At 57.7% G+C, this 1322-nt stretch carries 4 tRNA genes and 1 pseudogene; 4 read left to right on the forward strand and 1 reads right to left on the reverse strand.

Features of this window, described 5'->3' with window-relative positions:
* Positions 1–416, reverse strand: a pseudogene (locus ACE04A_RS24145) (glutamyl-tRNA reductase); the annotation flags it as partial.
* 217 nt (positions 417–633) lie between these two features.
* On the opposite strand from ACE04A_RS24145, the gene ACE04A_RS24150 reads away from it, so the two are divergent.
* The 4 genes from ACE04A_RS24150 (at position 634) to ACE04A_RS24165 (ending at position 1195) form a co-directional block, all read left to right on the forward strand.
* A tRNA-Phe gene (locus ACE04A_RS24150) sits at positions 634–709 on the forward strand.
* Between the two features lie 86 nt (positions 710–795).
* Positions 796–871, forward strand: a tRNA-Phe gene (locus ACE04A_RS24155).
* A gap of 86 nt (positions 872–957) precedes the next feature.
* Positions 958–1033 (forward strand) — tRNA-Phe (locus ACE04A_RS24160).
* Positions 1034–1119: 86 nt separating this feature from the next.
* Positions 1120–1195, forward strand: a tRNA-Phe gene (locus ACE04A_RS24165).
* The last annotated feature ends 127 nt before the right edge of the window (positions 1196–1322 follow it).

Below are 1322 nucleotides of genomic sequence, written 5' to 3' on the forward strand. Positions count from 1 at the left end.
AAGGTACCCAGCGACCCGGCTTCGCCGGCGGCGCGCACGGCGTCTTTCATCTGACCGACGATCTGGGTTTCACCCAGCACCATGGAATCCAGCCCGCTGGCCACGCGGAAAGCGTGACGCACGGCGTCGTCTTGATGATGGCGGTACAGGTGCGGGCGCAGCGTGCCGGCGTCCAGGCGGTTGTGTTCAGCCAGCCAGGCAGGCAGTTGATCGGCAACGTGGCCGTCAGCGGCGCAATAGATCTCGGTGCGGTTACAGGTGGACAGGATGGCGGCTTCGCGGACGGAACCGCCGAATGCCGAACGCAGACCTTCCAGCGCGGGCTTGACCAGATCGACGGGCATGGACACGCGCTCGCGAACCGAAACCGGCGCGGACGTGTGGTTCAGACCGAAGGCAAGGACAGCTACCGACATGTGGGATGCGTAAAAGACTGCCACGAAATAACTGGAAGATTATACCCCTGCGGGTTATCCCCAGCGCAGTTCCGCCCCCTGCCGCGACGCTGCGTCGCACCTATCCGTGCCATTCACCCAACAGTCAGGGCGGAAACCGGGGCGGAAAAATTGTTGGCGAATTGCCCCGCCTTGCTGGCGTGGCCCCAAAAAATTGTGTATAGTTGCGGACTTCGTTGGCCTGGTAGCTCAGTCGGTAGAGCAGAGGATTGAAAATCCTTGTGTCGGTGGTTCGATTCCGCCCCAGGCCACCAAAAGAATTATTGGGATTGCGGTAGCAATATCAAGTCCCAAAAAAAGCCCAGCCGCCGCGCTGGGCTTTTTGCACCGTGTACGTGTTGGCCTGGTAGCTCAGTCGGTAGAGCAGAGGATTGAAAATCCTTGTGTCGGTGGTTCGATTCCGCCCCAGGCCACCAAAAGAATTATTGGGATTGCGGTAGCAATATCAAGTCCCAAAAAAAGCCCAGCCGCCGCGCTGGGCTTTTTGCACCGTGTACGTGTTGGCCTGGTAGCTCAGTCGGTAGAGCAGAGGATTGAAAATCCTTGTGTCGGTGGTTCGATTCCGCCCCAGGCCACCAAAAGAATTATTGGGATTGCGGTAGCAATATCAAGTCCCAAAAAAAGCCCAGCCGCCGCGCTGGGCTTTTTGCACCGTGTACGTGTTGGCCTGGTAGCTCAGTCGGTAGAGCAGAGGATTGAAAATCCTTGTGTCGGTGGTTCGATTCCGCCCCAGGCCACCAAAAGAATTATTGGGATTGCGGTAGCAATATCAAGTCCCAAAAAAAGCCCAGCCGCCGCGCTGGGCTTTTTGCACCGTGTACGTGTTGGCCTGGTAGCTCAGTCGGTAGAGCAGAGGATTGAAAATCC

This window comes from Achromobacter colocynthidis (genome assembly GCF_057334535.1).